Genomic DNA, 16,871 nt, shown 5'->3' on the forward strand with positions numbered 1-16,871 from the left:
TGTTACGAGCATACTTCAACTCTTTTTCCCATACGGTCCAAATAGCAAGCACGATTAACGCATGCCCCTCCGCCTCCTCGAAAATGTATTGACAACATGTGGAAGAGGGGATAGATTGAACTCATAAACACGTGTTTATGCCCAAAGGCGTTATTTTTTGGATGGCGAATGTCGGATTCGCGATCGTACATACAAACATGGTGAAGCGGAGCTCGAGAATACCGCAGCTGTGCCGCCTTTTGTGAACACGTGTTAATGAATTTGGAGTGTGCAGGATGAGGAAAAACGACATCAATAGCATCGAAATCGCCAGAATTGCAGGCGTCTCGCGAAGCACCGTCAGCCGGGTGATCAACAATTACCCAAACGTGCCGCAGGCTACGCGGGAGAAGGTCATGCAGGTTATCGAGAGATACGGCTATTCTCCCAATTTCTCGGCACGCATTATGACTGGTATGAAAACGCTTACCATTGGTCTGTTCCTGATTTCGCCGGAGGCGATTCACGACACGCTGACCCACGCGCTGATCAGCGATGTGATCGAGAGCGCATCCAGCCGCGGCTACTACGTCTTGACCCACATTATCCGGAGCACAGGGGATATGGAAGCCGTCCGCAAGGTGAAAGATACTTTTTATCAGCGGCGGATTGACGGCGGCATATTTATCGGCGCGGCGAATCATGAACCGTTTATCGAGGAGCTCGTTGCCAAAGGATTTGTGGCGGGAATCGTGGACCAGCATCTGGAGGGGCGGCTGGAACCGAATCGGGTGATCTGCAATTTTGACAACAAGCTGGGCATGAAGCAGGGAGTCGATTACCTGGTAGGCCTGGGGCACCGGAACATTGCGTTTATTGCGGGCGATCCGCTTCGCTGCTCGGGTCCCGAGAGAATGGAAGCTTTTCAGGATGCAATGGCGGCTCACGGCCTAAAGGTGAACCCGGACTGGGTCCTGCCATCGGATTTCTCCGAACGAAGCGGATACCAGTCGACCGCGCGCTGGCTTCAGAGCATCCCAGACCTGCCGACGGCCATCTTCGCCTGCAACGACAGCGTGGCATTCGGGGTGCTTCGGGCCTTGAACGAGGCCGGATTGCGGGTACCCGATGACATCTCCCTGATGGGGTTTGACGATCATCTCTTGAGCTCGCGCATTCAGCCGGCGCTAACCACGATACGCGTGAACTTTTCAGAAATGATCGACATGCTGACGCGGCAGGTCATCGAGACCATTGAGGACGAGACACAGATGTTCAAAAAATACGTGGGGACCGCGAAGCTGGTCATCCGGGACTCGTGCCGGAAAGTCTAATTTAAACAGTAAGGATGAAATGTGCGTCGGATTAAGTGTTTGGCTGGAACAGAAGAGGGAATCTATTGGCTGCTTAGGGTTCGTAGTAAAAAAGCTTTTCCAATTCAGCACTGTTAAGGAGGATTTTTATATGGCGGCAGGCGCATTAGGAACCAAGCTGGTTACACAAATCGGGATTGTCGTGAAAGACATCGATACCGTTTCGCAGAGCTATGCGGATTTTTTGGAGGTGGAGCGACCGAAATGGTCCTGGACGGACACCGTGGATGTCGCCCAGACGGAGTTTAACGGGCAGCCTTCGGAGGCGCGCGCGAAGCTGGCCTTTTTTGACTGCGGGCAGCTGCAGATCGAGCTGATCGAGCCGGATGAGCATCCGTCGACCTGGCGCGAATTTTTGGATGAGCATGGTGAAGGCGTGCATCATATCGCGTTTGGAATTCAAGGAATGAAGGACAAGATCGCCGTTCTGGAAGGCCGTCACATGCCGCTGATTCAAAAAGGCGAATACACTGGTGGGCGCTACGCATACATCGACAGCAGCAACGAGCTGAAAGTTCTGATCGAGCTGCTGGAAAACGATTAATCCGATAACCAGGTGAGGTGCTGAAGCTATGAACATTTTGATTACGGGATCGGCCCGGGGGCTTGGCTTTGAAACGGTCAAAGCGGCGCTTGCGCTTGGGCATACCGTGTTTGCAGGCGTGCGGGATATGGAGCGGCATACCGAGCCGCTTCGTGCGCTGCGTGCAGTCCATCCAGACCGGCTCGCGCTGATCGCAATGGATGTCACTGACGAAGTGAGCGTGAAAAACGCCAAGTCAGCCGTGCTGGAGCATACGGATGTGCTCGATGCCTTGATTAACAACGCAGGCGTGCTGATCGGCCGCGAGCATAAGCTGGAGGAGCTGGATTTTCCGATATGGAACGGTCCATGCTGGCGAACCTGTACGGGCCGATGAAGGCCGTGAAGCATTTGCTTCCGCTGCTGCGCAGGAGCGCCCAGCCGTGCATCATCAACATCAGCTCGGAGGCCGGATGCTTTGCCGGGGCCTACGGCGGGGATTATCCTTACGCGATATCCAAAAGCGGGCTGAACTACTTTACCGCCCAGCTCCGCAAGGAACTGACCCCTCAAAACTTTGCGATCTATGCTGTACATCCCGGCTGGATCAGGACTCCGATGGGCGGCGACCAAGCGCCGGGCGACCCGGCGGATACCGCGCAGGGCTTGCTGCGCATTGTGGAACGAACCGTCATCCCCGATCCGAATGCCTGGATGGTGAACCATCGCGGGGAAGCGATGCCCTTTTAATGGTTGCGATCTTTGGACCACCGTATTGCTTTCGACAATAAGGAGGAAGCCACATGAAAACGATTTGGGCGGTTGTCGGCGACTTTTATCATGAAGCCGAGCCGGCGAAAAAGTCACTTGAACAAGTTTTGGTTGAGCCCTTCTTGATGAATGGACAAACTGGGCTGCTGTACAAGGAAGTTTCCGATCTCGCCGCCGGGCAGCTTGGGCAGAAGCCGGACCTCGTTATTTTATTTGCGGAGAACCGTCTGGAGCCGCAAAGCGACCCGGAGGCAGCCTGGATGACCGAGGACATCGGCCGGCAGATCGAAGCATACGTGAGTGGCGGAGGTGCCTGGCTCGCATGGCATTCCGGGCTGGCGTCTTATCCCGAGGATGGCGCGTATGTGAACATGCTGCGGGGGTATTTTTTGTCACACCCGAAGGAGCACAGTGAGGTGACCTATACATCGGTCGACGGATCTGCCTTGGGCGAGCTGGACGGTACGTTCCGGTTCAAGGATGAACATTACTTTGTCGCCTGCTCCGAGCAGGAGACCGAGGTGTTCCTGCGGTCTTCTTCGCGGGACGGCGAGTCCATTGCCGGCTGGCTGCATCCTTACGGCGAGGGACGGGTAGCCTGCGTGACGCCGGCTCATCTGCCTGAGGGATTGCTGAACGAAGGGTTCATCCAGCTGATGCAGCGCGTGATTTCATGGAGTCTGGAGCTCGAGCCGGTGGATGCGTAGGGAAGGAAAGTGGTCCTGAGTAGAATTTCGTCCTTATGAGGAAGTGGTTCTGAGGAAGGCTAGGCATGTAAGCTTGTATAGATGAAGGTGGTAAGGACCGAAAAGCAGACGGATGCGTCTGCTTTTTTTGTTGTCTAAAACCGACTTAGGGACGGGTGTCGTTGTGCCTTGGCGGCGATATATACTGAGGGCGCGTTGCCAATGTCTGTTGGGTTTGCGATATCAGATCCAGGTATTTCGATCGTTTAGCCCCGCACCGTATGCCTTCCCAGCACAACGCAGCGGAGGGGACGAAACAATTCCGGAGAAGCGGAGCGGTCGCCTTTGTCCCCGAATTTTACCCTTCTATATGATCCGCGAAAATTCGGGGGCAACAGCGATCGGAGGAATGTTTCGTACACGGAGCGCCCATCGAAGCGCCAGCATCACTACATGCCGCATTTTAACAGCCCGCCCATCATCCAGAAGCGTTAATTCCCGCTATCAATCGGTAGATCGCTCTATAGCAAGCCGATAAAGCGCTTTCTATAATGAAGTCATACGGCTGGGGCGGAAGCGGATGCCAAGCATTCCTGACTTTTGCCCGTGCAGCCAGAGACTTGCAGAGACAGGAGGAAAATGAGGCGAATGATCACAAACAGCCAAACGGACGCGATCCAGGTCCGGCAAACCGGCTCCCTGATCCGCGTATCCACGGATCGGGTGACGCTGGAGATCGACCTGGAACAGGGCCATTACAGCGCTGCCGGCGGCACGCTGTGGGACTGGAAAGAAATCCGCAGCGCCATCCGGTGGAACGGGCGTGAATACCATACGGGCAGCTATGAACGCCACAGCATGAATGGGGAGCCAGAGAGCATCGAGGATGCCTTCGGGACCGGCGTTCACTTAACGCTGATGCATGAATCCGTTATGCTCCCGACACTGGAGCAGCATTTCTGGATTTACGAAGGTGCGCCGTTTTACCTGACGCAGCTGGTGGCTGTCTATAAGACGCGCATCCGTCTGAACCGGATGACGGTGCTCCGGTCCGGACAGCTGTCTTTTGGGCCGGCCGCGGACAAGGCAGACGAGCTTACGGTGCTCCGCGTTCCCTACGACAACGACAAGTGGGTGCGCTATGAGACACAGACGCCGCCGCTGCGCACCGAGAGCTACGAGGTTACGGCCTTGTTCCGGCCGCACAGCCGGCAAGGGATCGTTGCCGGTTCACTGAGTCATGACGTCTGGAAAACCGGCATCAAAATCCAGGGCGAACAGCCGGGAACACTGGATGAGCTGGAGCTGTACGCCGGCGCGGCCGGGGAAATGACCCGGGATTTTCAGCCGCATGGATACGTCCATGGGACGCGCGTGGCTTCGCCGGTCGTATTCGTCGGCGGGTACGACGATTACCGCCGTGGCCTGGAGGCTTACGGAAGGGCTAATGCTACTCTGTCGCCGGCGCTTCCGTGGGAAGGCGGGGTCCCTGTTGGCTGGAACAGCTGGTCTGCCGCGATGAGTACACTGGATTACGATCTGTACACATCAACGAGCGATTTTTTGAAGCGGGAAGTCCAGGCGGATGGTTTTCAAAATAACGACACGCTCTACATCAACTTCGACGCTTTCTGGGACCGCCTAACGGATGAAGAGATGGAGGATGCGCTGAACCGGGTGCGGCAAAACGGCCATAAGCCGGGGACGTACTGGACACCGTTTGCCTTCTGGGGCAGTCCGTCCCAATTCGACAAGCCCGTGGAGGGAACGGATGGCGAGTTCACGTACAGCGACATTTTGCTGCGGGACGCCGAAGGCGAAATCCTGCCGGACATCGCCGGCGGGCTGGCGATCGATCCGACCCATCCGGGGGCGCTGAAGCGCATCGATTGGTTTACGGACAAATTGATCCGGGAGGGCTTCGAGTACATTAAGCTCGATTTTATGGCGCACGGTGCGCTGGAGGGACAGCATTACCGCCCTGAAATCACCACAGGCATTGCTGCCTATCATTACGGTCTGTCTTATTTGGCGAAAAAGCTGTCTCCGGAAGCCGCCGGAAAGCCGATCTTCATCAACCTGTCGATCGCTCCGCTGTTCCCGTATGCCTTTGCGCACAGCCGGAGAATTTCCTGCGACGTGTTCGGCATGATCGGGGATACGGAGTATCTGGTTAATTCGCTTACTTATGGCTGGTGGATGAACGATACGCTGTACAGGTTCAACGATCCCGATCACTCGGTGCTGTACAAGAGCTTCAACCAGGAGGCCACCACCCGCCATGAGGGGCGGACCCGGCTGACAGCATCCGTGATCGCGGGGACGGTGCTGCTGCTCGGAGACGATTTCAGGCAGGAAGAAGCAGCCTCCCGCGCCAAGGCTTGGCTCCGGAACGGCAGCATCATGGAGCTTGCGCGGAAGGGCACAACATTCGTTCCGGTGGAAAGCACCCTGGGCGGCCGTGCGGCGGACGCTTTTATGCTGGCTGATCCGGACGAGGAGGGGACGGTCTACCTGGCTGTGTTCAACTTCGACGGCAAACAGGCGGCGAACAAGACAGTCGCTCTGGACCGCCTAGGACTCGAACCGCTCGCAACTTACCGCGTAACCGACTTGTGGGAAGGGACCGAGAGCGAGGCCAGCGGGGAAGTCCGCTTAAGCCTTGAACCGGCGGCGTCCACCATTTTGAAGTTATGCATCCAACCCTAATTCAAATTTCAAGGAGGATTGAGGATTGCTGATGAGTACACGAACCCGGTTTATTCCGAAAATATTGCTAATGGTATGGGCGGGGCTGCTTGCCTTGTCCTGGCCCGGGGCTTCCTTGGCCGCAACTTCTGAAACGGCTGCTCGAACGGGTGCCGATGCAGCAGCTGTTTCGTACGAGGCGGAAGCTGGCGCCAACACGTTTACGGGCAATGCGGGTCCTGCGGACTGCGGAACCTGCTCGGGCGGCAAAAAAGCCGGCAACCTGTACGGCGGCTCCACCCTGCAGTTTAACGGCGTCACCGCGGATCAGACCGGCGTCTATACGATGACGGTGCACTACATTTCCGGCGACCCCCGCGCCGCCGTCATTTCGGTCAACGGGGCGGAAGGGGAAAATTTCAACTTTCCTAAAACGGTGGACTGGAATACGGTCGGCACCTACGATATCCAGATCGACTTGAAGCAGGGCAGCAATACGATCCTCTTCGACGACGGCGGCGGATACTCGCCGGATATCGACCTGATCGAGCTGCGGCTGGCATCGGCCGGCGACGGCGTGCCGGACCATGACGGCAGCATTGGCGAACTGGGCAAACAGCTCCATGTCACGAAGTACGGCCCCATTACGCTGACCGAGTATCAGCGCGGATTTAGTGTGGCCAATCCGTCGTATGAGCTGCTGTACAACACTTCAACAGGCCTGTCCCAGTACAACTGGAACCAGAAGCCGGTGATCAAGGGTGCCTATAGCGAAATCCAGCTCGACAAAACCGTGGCGAGCAAGGATTACGGCAAGCATACGTTTAAAGCCAAGGACGGTGTGACTCCCTTCCGTGACGCCACGGGGGAAGGCATCAAGGTTACGGTCCGCAGCGAGCAAAAAGGACTGCCGGATCTGAGCCAGGTCTTTTACATTTATAACAATGGACCGTACTTGTTGACGGAAGTGACGGCTTCCCAAGCAACCGCTCTGACGACCAACCAAATTGCGCCGCTGGCTGTGGAGGCCCGGGGCGGCGTTGATATCGGCAGCTACGGCGACAACCGGGTGCTCGTGACGCCTTTTGATAACGACAGCTGGTCCCGGTATCAGGCGAAAAGTATCAATACCCGGTTAAATACGGATAACTATGTCAGTTCCGAACTAACAGCCATTTATGACAATACAAGCCGAAAAGGTCTGGTGGTCGGTTCCGTTACGCATGACACATGGAAAACGGGAATCCACTGGAGCGGCACCGACAATAAGCTGAACGAGCTGCGCGTGTACGGGGGCTTTACTTCCCAGGCTTCCACGCATGACAGCCTGCCGCACGGAAGCGTGTCCGGAAAGAGCGTGACTTCGCCGAAGGTGTTTATCGGTTTGTACGACGACTACCGCAAAGGCATGGAGGGTTACGGCCAGGTGAACGCCGCGATTGCGCCGCCGCTTGCTTTTGGCCAGAACATCCCTGAAGGCGTACCGGTCGGCTGGAACAGCTGGGGCGCTTATGCCGATCATCTCAGCTACGATAACGCGGCAGCCGTCTCCAACTATGTGAAGGAGCATCTGCAGAACAACTCATTCGAGAACAACGGGAACGTGTATATTAACCTCGATTCGTATTGGGACAACATGACCGACCAGCAGCTGACCGATCTCGTGAAGCTGATTCACGGCAACGGCCAGAAGGCAGGCATCTACTACTCCCCGTTCGTTTATTGGGGGGACAACATGGACCAGGCGGTCGAAGGGACAGACGGCAAATACAAGTACGGGGATATCGTGCTGAGGGATGCATCCGGCAACGTTCTGCCGAAGCTGGACGGCGCTTATGCCGTGGACCCGACCCATCCGGCCGTGAAAGCCCGGATCGACTACTATATGAACCGTTTCAAAAAGGAAGGTTTTGAGTATATTAAGGTAGACTTCCTGTCCCATGGCTCTTTGGAGGGCCGGCATTACGATTCGAACGTGCAAACCGGCATTCAGGCGTACAATCAGGGAATGGCTTACCTGGATCAGGCCATTGGCGGCACGATGTTCATCAGCGAATCGATCGCTCCGCTGTTCCCGAGCCAATATGCGCACAGCCGCCGCATTTCCTGCGACGTGGACGGCAGCCTGGGCAGCACGGAATACCAGCTGAACAACTTGACTTACGGCTGGTGGCAGAACGGGACGATTTATCATTACACCGACCCGGACTATATGACGCTGGTGAAGGGCGGCTCGTATGAAGGAGCGCAGACCCGTGTCAATGCTGCGGCCATTTCGGGTACGGTCTTCCTGAACTCCGACGATGTGAATGACCCGGCGGCACGCCAGTACATGGAGAGGTTGCTCACCAATCCGGAAGTGAACGCGCTGGCGGTGAAGGGCAAAGCCTTTAAGCCGGTGGAAGGAAATACCGGAACGAAAGCGGCGGACCTGTTTGTGCTTGAAGACCAAGGCACGTATTACTTGGCCGTGTTCAATTACACGCAAAATCCGGAGCAGCGTCAGATCGACCTGAAGCGTGCCGGCATTCCTGTCCAAGCGGGGGCTTCCGTGCAAGTGACCGACTTGTGGACCGGGGAAAAGGTAACGGCAGGTGCAACGCTGGACGTTACGCTGAAAAGCGCCGAATCCAAGCTGTACCAAATTAGTCCTTGAATTTGACTTTGCCCATAGGCTGGTTTATCTTGGGACAGGATGGGTGGTTTTCAGTCATCCACGACATTTACCTGATTCGAAGGAGGCGTCTTACTCATGAACAATCTGCAGTCCACCACAACCTTGTCCAGCGGGTATGCCATGCCATGGCTCGGGCTGGGCGTCTACAAGGCACAGGAAGGCGATGAGGTCGTTGGCGCTGTGAAAGCGGCCATTGCGCACGGCTACCGCAGTATTGACACGGCTGCGCTGTACGGTAACGAAGAAGGTGTCGGCAAGGCGGTCCGGGAATCCGGCGTTCCGCGTGAGGAGCTGTTCATTACCACCAAAGTTTGGAATTCGGATCAAGGTTATGACTCTACCCTGAAGGCGTTTGAACAAAGTATAAGCAAGCTGGGCCTGGACTATGTGGATCTGTACTTGATTCACTGGCCGGTCAAAGGCAAGTATAAGGATACATGGCTTGCGCTGGAAAAGCTGCAAAAGGACGGCAGGGTCCGTACGATCGGCGTGTCCAACTTCCACGTTCATCATTTGGAGGATCTGATGCAGGATGCCGAGGTGAAACCGGCCGTCAATCAGGTGGAGCTGCATCCGCTGCTCTCCCAAACGGAACTGCGCAGCTACTGCAAATCGCAGGGCATTCAGATCGAAGCCTGGTCGCCGCTGGCTGCGGGCCAGCTGCTGGACAATGAAGTGCTGGCAGGCATCGGCGCCAAATACGGTAAATCCACCGCGCAGGTCATCATCCGCTGGGATCTTCAGCACGAGATCGTGACGATTCCGAAATCGGTCAAGGAGCACCGGATCATCGAAAACGCCGATGTGTTCGACTTCGAATTGACGGCGGAAGAAATGCAGCAGATCGACGGTTTGAACCGGAACCAACGGACCGGCGGGGACCCGGATAATTTTAATTTTTAAGCAGCATCTATCAGAGCAAGCATGACCAACCCAATCGCGTATTCCGGCTGACCAGCGGATGCGCGATTTTTTTATTCCTTCCCCGGACTCATATCCGGTGCAGCGGATTCAGCCGGTACTGGCTGGGAGTCGTGCCGTGAAAGCTGCTGAAGTGCCGGGAAAACGGGTGGATGGACAGGTACCCCAGCTTTTCCGCAATCGCCGTAATGCTCAGGTCGGTTTCGACCAGCATATGGGCCGCCCGCTTCATCACGAGCTGATGATGGTAGGCCTTCGGGGTCATCCCCGTTTCGCGCAAAAACAGTTCATGGAAATAGGTGCGTTTCAGACCGCAGAACCGGGACCAGGCTTCAACCGACTGTCCATGCTCCGGACGGCTGTTCAAATACTCCAGCAGGCGGACGATGCGGTAATCGCTCGGATGCTGCACGTTCACGGCGTTGTGCCAGGACAGCATCCAGCCGTACAGAAAGCTGTTCACCGTTTCGCTGCGGTAAAACTTGGATTCGCTGTACATCCTGGCAATCATGGCGATTCCATCATACAAATGGGGATGGGCGCGCAGGGAGAAGACGCTCGGAAGCCGGTCCAGTTCATCGCAGGGCAGTTCGATAGACAATCGGTCAAAAACGAAAGGCTCGGGCGCATGGATGAAAGACCGGCTCGGAGAGAGCGGGTTGGCGTCATCCCATAAATCGAAATACAGATTATACGAAGGCAGCGGATGGGACGGGCGGATGTGAAAAGCATGCGGCTGGCCCGGACGCAAAAAAATGAGCGTTCCCCGCTCGATCGGATATTTGACCCCTTCGACCTCCATTTCTCCAGGGCCTTCATTAAACAAGTGAAGGGCATACACGCTGCCTGCGCGCAGATGCTCGTTGCTGCTGCCGTCGTACAGATAACTCATAGAGTCGCCTACGAATGGAGTTATCTCGGATAATGCTTTGTTCATATCATGTCTCCCCCGCATTTAGAAAGTGTATGTTTGCTGATTCAAAACGATAGATTGGCGGATGAATTGATAAATCAATGGATGCGTTAACAAAGACGGATTACACATCAAAATGATACGATAAAATCAACGGTTCCGGAATAGAATTCAGTAAGGAAAGCGGATGAATTCGCAAATAAATTTTGGTGGAGGATATCGGATGAATGACTTGAAGCTTTGGTACGAGGGCCCTGCGGCAGGCTGGGCACAGGGGCTGCCGCTCGGAAACGGCAGAATAGGCGGCGTGATTATATCGGCTCCGCACAAGGAGATTTGGAGCCTGACCGAGGTTACATATTGGTCGGGACAAGAGGAGCCCTGCCACGGCCGCTCCAATACGAAGCAGGATCTGAAGCGGATGCGTGAGCGCTTTTTTGCAGGCGATTATGCCGCTGGCGACAAGCTGGCGAAGGAGCATTTGCAGCCGCCCAAGCGCAACTTCGGCACGAATTTGAGCCTGTGCGACATCATCCTGGAGTGGCCTGCGGCAGCCTCGGAAGGGGAAGCGAAAATGCGCAGGGAGCTGGATTTGCAGCAGGCGGAGGCACGCTCCGCCGGTACAATGAACGGATACCGGTTTGAACGGGAGACGTTCATTTCCCATGCGGACGATCTGATGGTGTCCCGGTTGTGGACCGAGGACCCGGTGGGGCTAACGTTCACGCTCCGGCTCGAGGGCCGCACGGAGGAATTCGGCAGCGAAGCCCGGGAGCCGGACATGCTGGCCTTCGCCGGCAAAGCGGTCGAAACCGTGCACAGCGACGGAACGTGCGGGGTGTCCTGCAGCGGAGCGGTACGCGTCCAGGCCCGCGGCGGCAGCGTGCTTGCCTCATCGGGAACGATCCGGGTGGAGCGGGCGGAAGAGGTGTGGGTGTACACCGCTGTGCACACGGATTACCGCCAGCAGGACGATGCATGGAAGGAAGCGGGCTTCCGCCAGCTGGAGCGGGCGCTGGGCAAAGGCTATGACCGGCTCAAGGCGGACCATGCCGCCGATTACCGGCCGCTGCTGGAGCGGGTGCGGCTGGATCTCGGCACGTCAGCGGCGGCCGGCCTGCCGACCGATGAGCGGATGCGCCGGTTCCGGGCGGGCCATACGGATGATCCGGCGCTGTTCGCGCTCTTCTTCCAGTACGGCCGCTATCTGATGATCGCCGGATCGCGCGAAGACTCGCCGCTGCCGCTGCACCTGCAGGGCATCTGGAATGACGGCGAAGCGTGCCGGATGGGCTGGAGCTGCGACTATCATCTGGACATTAACACGCAGATGAACTATTTTCCGGCGGAAATTGCCAATCTTGGCGATTCCCACGAGCCGCTGATGCGCTACGTCCGGGAGCTGGCCCAGGCCGGCCGGTCGGCCGCGCGGCAGTATTACGACGCAGAAGGCTGGGTGGCCCACGTGTTCTCCAACGTCTGGGGCTTCTGTTCGCCCGGATGGGAGACGTCGTGGGGCCTGAACGTGACGGGCGGCCTCTGGCTCGCGACCCATATGATGGAGCACTACGAATACGGCATGGACGACAAGTTCCTGGCCGAAGAGGCGTACCCTGTGCTCAAAGCAGCCGCGGCCTTTTTCCTGGACTACATGACCGTGCATCCGGAATTCGGCTGGCTGGTGACCGGTCCTTCCAACTCGCCGGAGAACAGCTTCTATCCCAGGTCTCCGGATGAAGGAGCACAGCAGCTCTCCATGGGCCCAACGATGGACCAGGTATTGGTGCGGGACCTCTTCACTTTCTGTCTGAATGCAGCCCGGAAACTGGACGTGGATGCCGAGCTGCAGTGGAAGTGGGAGCACGCCATCTCACTGCTGCCTCCATTGCAGGTCGGCCGGCGCGGCCAGCTGCAGGAGTGGCTGAAGGATTACGGCGAAGCGCAGCCGGAGCACCGCCATTTGGCCCATCTGTTTGCCTTGTATCCCGGCAGCCAGATCACGCCGCATCATACGCCGGCATTGGCGGAGGCGTCGCGGGTAACGCTGCAAAACCGCATGGAGCGCATCGACCTTGAGGACGTGGAATTTACCGCCGCCTTATTCGGCCTCTTCTTCGCCAGATTGCATGACGCCAGCCGGGCCGAGCATCATATCGCCCATTTGATCGGCGAGCTGTGTCTGGACAATATGCTGACCTATTCCAAGTCGGGGATCGCCGGGGCCGAAACGAACATCTTCGTGATCGACGGCAACTTCGGCGGGACGGCCGCGATCGCAGAGATGCTGCTGCAGAGCCATGCGGGAGAAATTCATCTGCTGCCAGCGCTGCCGGACGGCTGGCCGGACGGGGAAGTTCGGGGGCTTCGGGCCAAAGGAAACATGGAAGTGGACTTGACATGGAAGCATGGCAAGCTTGTCCAGACCCGGATACAGGCCTTGTCGGGCGGAACCGTTCAGGTATACTGCGGGGATCGGAGTGTGGCGCTGAATTTAACCGCCGGCGAGGTGCATACGCTGGACGGTGCGCTCGCCGCGAATACGGCTGCCGGACGAACAAGCTGAGCCGCGCTGAGCTTCGGTGAACTTTAGGCATAAGGGCAACTGCAGCCGTACGGGCTGCGGTTGCCTTTTCTATATCAACAAATCATGATTTACGGCCTCCTCAGTCCCGGTGAGCCTGCATTCTAACCGCAAAACAGGGAAAAATGTACCTTTTGGCTGGAGTGTACCTATACAAATTTGCGATCAAGGCTTTATTATGGAATGTACGCTGCATGAGCAGGCCATACATCTTTCAACCCACAAAATGATAGCGCTATCAAAACAAGGGGGATATCATGCTGAAACGTTCCAGCGTTTTTCGAAATTTTCTGATTTCTTATATCGTCATTCTTCTGATCCCCTGTGTGGGCGGTTACATTTCTTACCTCACCTCGATATCCGTTACACAGTCCATCTCGATCGATAACAGCTTGATTCAGCTGGAAAAGAGCCAGGAGCTGCTGGAGCACCGGATGGCGGAGGTGGAAGGCATGACCCGGCAAATCGCCATCAGCCAGGAAGTGAATATGCTGATGAACGACCGCCATCAAGTGCAGGATGTGTACGGTTTGTGGAAGGCGATGCGGAACGTGCTGACCTTTGGGCAAACCAACGATTTTCTTCAAAACTATTTCATTTATTTGGCCAATTACGATTTGATCCTGACTTCAGGCTCCACTTTCCGGCCGGAGCATTATTATGAATATTTTCATTATGACGATATGTCGTTTGACGAATGGAAAACCCAAGTGCTGTTAAAAACCCACCGCAGCGAAATCAAACCGTTGACTGCCTATACGGAGAGGGGAATGGGTACTTCTGTCATTACGTTTATGCAGTCCTTGCCGCTCGACAGCTTCAACGATTCCTCGCCGGCGAGCGTGGTGGTCGTAATCGACGAAAAAACCATTACCGGTTTGCTGTCAGGTCTGACCAAAGGATTTGGCGGATGGGTGCATATCTATGACAGTCAAGGAAATACGCTTGCGCTCCAAGGGAGCGTTCCGTCGTATGTGGACAAATTGAAGGATGACCCGGCTTTTGATGCCAATAAAACGAGCCAATTTTATAAGGATGACCTGGTCATTACAACCCGTTCGGACAAGAACGGATGGGTGTACCAGGCCGGTATTCCGCGGACCACCCTCATGGAGAACGCCAACAAGATCAAGCGCGCAACCTTTATCCTTACTGGAGGGACGATGCTGATCGGCCTGCTGGTCGGGCTGCTGCTGGCGCGTCGTCACAGCGTTCCGATCCAAAGCATGATCGGCATTATCAAAGAACAGTTCGGCCGGGACGAGCTGGAGAAAAGGAATGCGTACGATTTTCTTAGCGGCAATATCGCCAATATGATCAAGACAAACAAACAGCTCGAAGGCGAGCTGACCCTTCAGCTTCCGCTGGTCCGCGACGCTTTCATTAAGCGCCTCATTGCAGGCGAATTCGAATCGCATGATGTCATCGTGGCGGCGGCCAAACAGGCCAACATTTCGCTCGAAAAAGAGAGCGGTTATGCAGGCATTCTCTGCATTAACGGATACTCGGGTATGGACAGCGTGGAAATTTTGAATGAGCTCAGCGCCACCCGCCTCCTCATGAAACAAGCGCTGCTGGAAATCGCAGGTCCGCTGCCGATAACCGACCTCGGATCCGATAAGCTTGTCGTTTTGTTTTTCTGTAACGAGGACCGGGAGCCGGGGCAGGAGGAAGAGGGGCGGATCACCGCTTTAATGGAAGAACTGATCCAGCACGTGTTCCAGGAATACAAGGTTTCCATCCAGGCTGGTTTCGGCGAGGCTTTTGAGACGCTGATGGATGTGAGCCAATCGTTCGAGCAGGCCAAGCAGGCGCTGGAGTATGCCGTGTTTGTGAACGCCAAGGGCATGCTGTGGAATCATGAAGCGCGCATCGAAAACACGACGTATTATTACCCGCTCGACGCGGAGCAGCGCCTCGCAAGTACGATCCGGGCCGGGGAAGAAGAGGAGGCTGGCAAGATCATCGACGGTATTTTCGAGCAAAATATCGCAAGGCGCGAGTTGTCCGTCGAGATGAAGCATCAGCTCGTCGGCGAGATCAAAGGAACCTTTCTCAAGCTGCTCGATCAGAAGGTCTTCCAGGAGTCGAACATGCTGGAAGCCGTGAAGCGGAGGGTCATTGACATCGGCTCCGCCGAGCCGCTGGATTCCGTTCAGGCGGAGATCAAAGGCATTACCGCCACATTGTGCGGTTATATCGCCAACAAGAAAAAGGACTCTCATGCCAAACTGGTGCAGCGGATGTACCAGTACACGGAGGAAATGTACGCCAATCCCGATCTGACCCTGTACCGGGTGGCCGAATATGTGGAACGGCCGGAAAAATACATTTCTCAGTTATTTAAAGAAGTGACCGGGGTTAATTACTCGGACCATCTGATTAAGGTGCGCATGGAGAAAGCTGCTGAATTGCTCAAAGAGAGCAGTCACACGGTCGACGATATCGCCGCCCGGGTGGGGTACAACAGCTCCCATTCTTTCCGCCGGGCGTTCAAGCGATTAATTGGCGTGACGCCGAGCGTGTACAGGCAGACGCTGGACGAATAGCACCTACTCTTGAAAGCCGCAGAATCCGTTGGAGGACGATGCGGCTTTTGTGCGCGCGGAAGCCGAAGCGGAAATATGTACATCGCTTAGAGCGATGGACCCTTAAAAAAGGGGAAATTGGATGCAAAACGACGGAAGTGTACCTGTTCAAGTGTCCATGGTATCCCCTATGCTCAAGCAAGAAAGAAAACGCTGTCATTTCATCACGCATCCACGCTGATGGCATAGGGGGGATTATTATTCTGAACAAGCAAGCCGCAATTCCGATGAAGCGCGAAAGCAATGCGCGCAAGGTCAGTTACTGGCAGATCGCCGGTAAAAGCATGAAGAGGCATTGGCAGCTCTATCTGCTCGTGATTCCTCCGCTGTTATTTTTCCTTATTTTCAAGTACTACCCGATGCTTAACGCAGTCCTTGCATTCAAGGATTATAACGTAATTAAGGGGATCTGGGGCAGTCCATGGGTAGGTTTCAAGCATTTTGAACTGTTCTTCGAAAATCCGCTGTTTTGGACATTGCTCAAAAACACGCTGCTGCTAAGCGGTTACTTGATCCTTGCCGGGTTTCCGATTCCGATTATCCTGGCGCTGATGATTAACGAATTACGCGGGAAGAGATTCAAGAAATTCGTGCAGATGGTCACGTTTGCCCCTTATTTTATTTCCACGGTGGTCATGGTGTCGATCGTCATGCTGTTTCTGTCCCCAAGGCTGGGCTTCGCCAACGTAGTCCTGAATTATTTCGGGCTGGAATCCGTGAATTTTCTGGGCGACCCGGGCATGTTCCGCTCCATCTATGTCTGGTCCGACATTTGGCAGACGGCCGGCTACAGCGCGGTCATCTATTTGGCGGCCCTGGCGGGCATCGACCCGACCTTGTACGAAGCGGCAAAGGTGGACGGCGCTTCACGGTTCCAGAAAATCTGGCACGTCGATTTGCCGGGCATCGTTCCGACCATCGTCATTATTCTGATTCTTAATGTCGGCAACGTCATGGCGATCGGATTTGAGAAAGTTTATCTTCTGCAAAATCCGCTGAATCAGGTAAATTCGGAAATTATCGCAACCTATGTGTACCGGATCGGATTGCTGAACGCAAACTACAGCTTTGCTACGGCCGTCGGCCTGTTCAATTCCGTCATCAACCTCATCCTGCTGCTGACCGTGAATGGATTGGCGAAGAGGCTGACGAACAACAGCATTTGGTAAGG

12 protein-coding genes are annotated in these 16,871 nt (G+C 55.7%); 11 read left to right on the forward strand and 1 reads right to left on the reverse strand.

What is annotated here, in order from left to right; all coding sequences use genetic code 11:
- Positions 1-275: 275 nt before the first annotated feature.
- The 8 genes from IAE55_RS13330 (at position 276) to IAE55_RS13360 (ending at position 9,600) form a co-directional block, all read left to right on the forward strand.
- The gene (locus IAE55_RS13330; protein WP_200632811.1) at positions 276-1,313 is read left to right on the forward strand and encodes a LacI family DNA-binding transcriptional regulator; all 1,038 of its coding nucleotides are present in this window, start codon (positions 276-278) and stop codon (positions 1,311-1,313) included.
- A 130-nt stretch (positions 1,314-1,443) separates the two neighbouring features.
- Positions 1,444-1,896 carry a VOC family protein gene (locus tag IAE55_RS13335; protein WP_200632813.1) on the forward strand — a complete coding sequence of 151 codons (453 nt, stop codon included), beginning with the start codon at positions 1,444-1,446 and terminating at the stop codon, positions 1,894-1,896.
- Positions 1,897-1,924: 28 nt separating this feature from the next.
- A complete protein-coding gene (locus tag IAE55_RS34260) occupies positions 1,925-2,272 on the forward strand; it encodes an SDR family NAD(P)-dependent oxidoreductase (protein ID WP_325168634.1) in 348 nt (115 codons plus the stop codon).
- Positions 2,233-2,625 (forward strand): SDR family NAD(P)-dependent oxidoreductase, encoded by a 393-nt coding sequence (locus IAE55_RS34265; protein WP_325168635.1) that lies wholly within the window; start codon positions 2,233-2,235, stop codon positions 2,623-2,625. The genes IAE55_RS34260 and IAE55_RS34265 overlap by 40 nt, the downstream gene beginning before the upstream one ends.
- A gap of 53 nt (positions 2,626-2,678) precedes the next feature.
- Entirely contained in the window at positions 2,679-3,353 is a 675-nt protein-coding gene (locus IAE55_RS13345) for a ThuA domain-containing protein (RefSeq protein ID WP_200632815.1), read from the forward strand.
- Positions 3,354-3,980: 627 nt separating this feature from the next.
- Positions 3,981-6,041, forward strand: coding sequence for an alpha-galactosidase (locus IAE55_RS13350; RefSeq protein WP_200632817.1), 2,061 nt, complete (start codon positions 3,981-3,983; stop codon positions 6,039-6,041).
- 31 nt (positions 6,042-6,072) lie between these two features.
- Positions 6,073-8,676 (forward strand): carbohydrate-binding protein, encoded by a 2,604-nt coding sequence (locus IAE55_RS13355; protein WP_200632819.1) that lies wholly within the window; start codon positions 6,073-6,075, stop codon positions 8,674-8,676.
- Positions 8,677-8,772: 96 nt separating this feature from the next.
- Positions 8,773-9,600, forward strand: a complete 828-nt coding sequence (locus IAE55_RS13360) for an aldo/keto reductase (RefSeq protein WP_200632821.1) — start codon at positions 8,773-8,775, stop codon at positions 9,598-9,600.
- Between the two features lie 88 nt (positions 9,601-9,688).
- On the opposite strand, the gene IAE55_RS13365 is transcribed toward IAE55_RS13360, so the two are convergent.
- On the reverse strand, positions 9,689-10,555 hold the full coding sequence (locus IAE55_RS13365; protein ID WP_200632823.1) for a helix-turn-helix domain-containing protein: 867 nt from the start codon (positions 10,553-10,555) through the stop codon (positions 9,689-9,691).
- Positions 10,556-10,754: 199 nt separating this feature from the next.
- Between IAE55_RS13365 and IAE55_RS13370 the strand changes: the two genes are divergently transcribed.
- The 3 genes from IAE55_RS13370 to IAE55_RS13380 all read left to right on the forward strand — a co-directional run bounded on the left by IAE55_RS13370 (position 10,755) and on the right by IAE55_RS13380 (position 16,869).
- Positions 10,755-13,094, forward strand: coding sequence for a glycoside hydrolase family 95 protein (locus IAE55_RS13370; protein WP_200632825.1), 2,340 nt, complete (start codon positions 10,755-10,757; stop codon positions 13,092-13,094).
- Positions 13,095-13,369: 275 nt separating this feature from the next.
- The gene (locus IAE55_RS13375) at positions 13,370-15,661 is read left to right on the forward strand and encodes a helix-turn-helix domain-containing protein (RefSeq protein ID WP_200632827.1); all 2,292 of its coding nucleotides are present in this window, start codon (positions 13,370-13,372) and stop codon (positions 15,659-15,661) included.
- A gap of 266 nt (positions 15,662-15,927) precedes the next feature.
- A complete protein-coding gene (locus IAE55_RS13380) occupies positions 15,928-16,869 on the forward strand; it encodes an ABC transporter permease (protein WP_234489513.1) in 942 nt (313 codons plus the stop codon).
- The last annotated feature ends 2 nt before the right edge of the window (positions 16,870-16,871 follow it).

The sequence above is a fragment of the Paenibacillus sp. S28 genome, from assembly GCF_016624415.1.
Classification (GTDB): domain Bacteria; phylum Bacillota; class Bacilli; order Paenibacillales; family Paenibacillaceae; genus Paenibacillus_AQ; species Paenibacillus_AQ favisporus.